Below are 3719 nucleotides of genomic sequence, written 5' to 3' on the forward strand. Positions count from 1 at the left end.
GCCACGGTCAGCACCGCCATGAACGCCAGCACCGCCGCATAGGTCTTGCGGCCGAGCCCTGCGGACAATTGGGCGCGGCTGCCCGCTTTGGCCATCCGCGCATGCAGCTCGATCAGAAAATCGCGAAAGCCGTTGTCCTGCGGCGCCATCAGGGCCGCGGTCTGCCAGCTGGTGGACAGGATAGCGATGCGGCCGCCGCCGGCGCGGCTGACATCGGCACGAAAACGGTGCTGCTGCATTGACACCGGACGAAACGACAGCCGGATCGCGGATATCTCGTCATACCGCCACAAGCCCGAGCGTCCTCCGATGTGCCAGGACAGTCCCTCCTCCGTGAGCGCGAAGCGATGCGCCGAGCCGATCAGCGAGGCCTTGTAGGCGTAGCTCGTGGCAGAACCAGAGTCGGCTCCCGGCATGTCGACGATCCCACCGGCGATCGCCTTGCGTGATCGCCCCCGCCCATCCTACAAGCGAGGCATGGCTGAGACGACCTTTTTTCCGCGCCGCCTGATTCTCGGCGCCGCAATGATCTCCGGCGTGCTGCTCGCGCTCGCGGTGCACATGCTGGGCGCGCGCTACGGGCTCGATCTCGGCGGCCTCTGGCGCTCCGGCACGCAAGAGTTCATGCCGACGGGCGCTGCGATCGCGTGGTGGCTGATCGCGACCGTCGGCTTCTCCGGCGGCTATTTCACCGCAAGCCTGATGCAGAGCGCCGTCTCGGGGCAGATCCCGCAACGGATGCGGCAATTCCTGATCGCGGTCGGCGTGCTGCTGCTGGCGGGTGCGGGCCAGGCGGCCTCGGCGCCGAGCCCGATCCCGACCGTCTCGGTCGTGCTCGCCGGGCTTGCCGCGCTGTGCCTTGGCGCCGTGATGGCGTTTTGCGGCGCGCACTTCGCGCTGCGCCGCGGCTGACACTCAGGCGGACGCGCGCAGCCGCGGGCCTTCCAGCATCATCGCCACTTCGGAAGCGGGCCGCGGCTTGCTGAACAGATAGCCTTGCGCCTGGGTGCAGCCCTCGCGCCGCAGCAGCTCGAGCTGGGCGTCGTTCTCGACGCCTTCCGCGGTGGTGACGATGCCGAGGCTGCGGCCGAGGCCCGTCACGGCCCGGACGATCGCCATGGAATCCTCGCGCGTCGCCAGTTCCGACACGAAGGAGCGGTCGATCTTGATCTTGTCGAACGGGAAGCTGCGCAGATAGCTCAGCGACGAATAGCCGGTGCCGAAATCGTCGAGCGAGATGCGCACGCCCATCGCACGCAGCTCGTGCAAGGTGGCCAGCGTCGCCTCGCCGTTCTGGAGCAGCACCGTTTCGGTGATTTCGAGCTCGAGGCGGCGCGCATCAAGGCCCGAAGCGGTCAGCGCCTCGGCCACGGACGCGATCAGGTTCGGGCTCTTGAACTGCACCGGCGACAGGTTGACGGCGACGTCGACATCGCTCGGCCAGGTGGCTGCGTCGCTGCAGGCGGAGCGCAGCACGCACTCGCCGAGCTGAATGATCAGGCCGGTCTCCTCGGCCAGCGGAATGAAACCGATGGGCGCGATCAGCCCGCGCTGCGGATGGTTCCAGCGCAGCAACGCTTCGAAGGCGACGACGCGGCCGCTCGCGACGTCCCGGATCGGCTGATAGTACGCCTCGAACTCGTCGCGTTGCAGAGCCGCGCGCAGATCCATTTCCAACAGGCGCCGCGCCTGAGCACGCGCATCCATGCCGGTCTCGAAGAAGCGATAGGTGCCACGGCCGTCCCCCTTGGCGCGGTAGAGCGCGAGGTCGGCGTTCTTCAGCAACTCGTCCGGGTTGGTGCTGTCCTGCGGCGACAGCGATATGCCGATCGAGACGCCGATCACGATCTGATGGTCGTCGATCTCGTACGGCGCCGAGATGACCTCGACGAGGCGCCCGGCGAGCGACCTCGCCGCGGTTTCCTCAGACCGCCCGATCTGGACGACCGCGAACTCGTCGCCGCCGAGCCGGGCCACGGTGTCGTGTTCGCCGGCGGTCGCCTTGAGCCTGCGGCCGACCTCCTTGAGCAGCGCATCCCCGATGGGATGGCCGAGCGAGTCGTTGATGTCCTTGAAGTGATCGAGATCCAGACAAAGCACCGCGAGCTGGTCGCCCGACTCGGTCCGCTGCAGCCCCTGCTCGAGCTGCTCGTGGAACAGCACCCGGTTCGGCAGGCTGGTCAGCGCGTCGTGGCGCGCCATGTGCGAGATCTTGGCCTGCGCCTCCAGCCACTCGGTGATGTCCTCGAAGGTCGCGACCCAGCCGCCGCCTTGCATCGGCTGGTTGACGACCCGGATGGAGCGGCCGAACCGGCTGACGACGTCGGTCGTGGTGCGGCTCTCGCGCGCGTCGGCCACGAGGCGGGCGAAGAACTCGTCCGCATTGCCCTGCCACTGGCCCTTGGCCTGCTCTTCCCTGAGCACGTCGACCAGGCGCCTGCCGGTGAGCAGGATGTCTGTGCGACGGAGCATTGCCGCATAGCGCTCGTTGAACAGGATGATCTTGCCCTCCGCATCAAACATGCAAAGGCCCTGCGACATGTTCTCCAGCGCACTGTCCAGCACGATCTGCTGTCGGCCCAATTCGCCCTTGGCGCGGCGGTCGAATAGCGCGGCCACAAGCGCAATTGCGATGACCGCGACCGCAGCGCTGGCGGTGAGGAAAGACAGCGAGGCCGGTGCGATGGACAGCCCGCTGATCGCGAGCCCGGAGTCAGGCGTCAGCAGCACCGCGCCCATCGCGGTGAAATGATGTGCGACGATCGCAACCATCAGGAGCGCGGTCGCCGTCAGCGCATGGGAAAGGTCGTCGCGCCGCGCTGCGAGGAACAATGCGCCGGCCGCAAGGACAATTCCGAACAGCACCGAGGCGGCCGCCGTGCTTGCAACCCAATTCACCCGGGCCGGCATCTCCAGCGCTGCCATGCCGGTGTAATGCATGGCCGCGATACCCGCGCCGACGATGGCGCCGCCGAGAATGATCCAGAGCGGACGCGAGGACGAGACCGCGATGCTTAATCCGACAAAAGTCACGGAGATTGCGATAATCAGGGAGAGGACCGTCATCGGGATGTTGTAGGCGCCGGTCCCGCCCGGCGCGTAGGCGAGCATCGCGATGAAATGCGTCGCCCAGATGCCGCATCCGCTGACGGCGGCATCGAGGACGATCCAGGCCAGGCGCCCGGAGCCTCGCGTCGCACGTGCCCGCTGGAACAGGCTGATCGCCGCCGCGCTGGCGAGCAGACACACAGCCGCGGCAAGAGCGACCAGTCGCCAATCGTGCTCGTCGGTGAGACAGTAGAGAACTTGATACATTGCGGGCCCCTATCGGCCGGCAATTGAGACGACAGAGGTGGACGATCGGTAACCGGCTACGAACCTGCTCCGGGAATGGTGAACGAGAGATGTGCGGGTTTGCTCGCATTGTGTCCCGGCCGACGCACCTTTGCGGGTCACGACGGCGGATGGCGAACAAGCGAAGGCGCCGCGCGAGACTCCGCGCGGCGCTCCTGGCTACGCCTTCATCAGCTCGCCGCGCGCAGATTGACCTTGCTCTCGGCGAGCGTTGTCAGCTTCTGGTCGGTCGCCTTCTCCTCCTCGAGCGTCTTGGCCAGCACCGCCGCGCAGTCGTTGCGGCCGAGCTGCTTGGCCCAGGCGATGAGGCTGCCATAGCGGACGATTTCGTAGTGCTCCGCCGCCTGCGCCGCGTTGATCAGCGC

Annotated in this window: 4 protein-coding genes; 1 reads left to right on the top strand and 3 read right to left on the bottom strand. The window is 67.2% G+C overall.

The features are described 5' to 3' along the window. On the bottom strand, positions 1 to 416 hold a 416-nt coding region (locus tag JHD07_RS35175), incomplete at its 3' end, for a hypothetical protein (RefSeq protein ID WP_291630549.1). Positions 417 to 477: 61 nt separating this feature from the next. On the opposite strand from JHD07_RS35175, the gene JHD07_RS35180 reads away from it, so the two are divergent. Further along, positions 478 to 912 (top strand): hypothetical protein, encoded by a 435-nt coding sequence (locus JHD07_RS35180; protein WP_291630551.1) that lies wholly within the window; start codon positions 478 to 480, stop codon positions 910 to 912. Between the two features lie 3 nt (positions 913 to 915). On the opposite strand, the gene JHD07_RS35185 is transcribed toward JHD07_RS35180, so the two are convergent. Further along, positions 916 to 3315: an EAL domain-containing protein gene (locus JHD07_RS35185; protein WP_291630553.1), complete on the bottom strand. Its 2400-nt coding sequence runs from the start codon at positions 3313 to 3315 to the stop codon at positions 916 to 918. A 209-nt stretch (positions 3316 to 3524) separates the two neighbouring features. Beyond that, a partial coding sequence (locus tag JHD07_RS35190; RefSeq protein ID WP_291630555.1) for a DUF892 family protein occupies positions 3525 to 3719 on the bottom strand: 195 nt, incomplete at its 5' end.

It is taken from the genome of Bradyrhizobium sp. (assembly GCF_016462955.1).
Taxonomy (GTDB): Bacteria; Pseudomonadota; Alphaproteobacteria; order Rhizobiales; family Xanthobacteraceae; genus Bradyrhizobium.

What these genes read in the sequence shown, in the direction of transcription:
- JHD07_RS35180 (WP_291630551.1), top strand. Translation starts at nt 478, where the DNA reads ATGGCTGAGACGACCTTTTTTCCGCGCCGCCTGATTCTCGGCGCCGCA.
- JHD07_RS35185 (WP_291630553.1), bottom strand. Translation starts at nt 3,315, where the DNA reads ATGTATCAAGTTCTCTACTGTCTCACCGACGAGCACGATTGGCGACTG.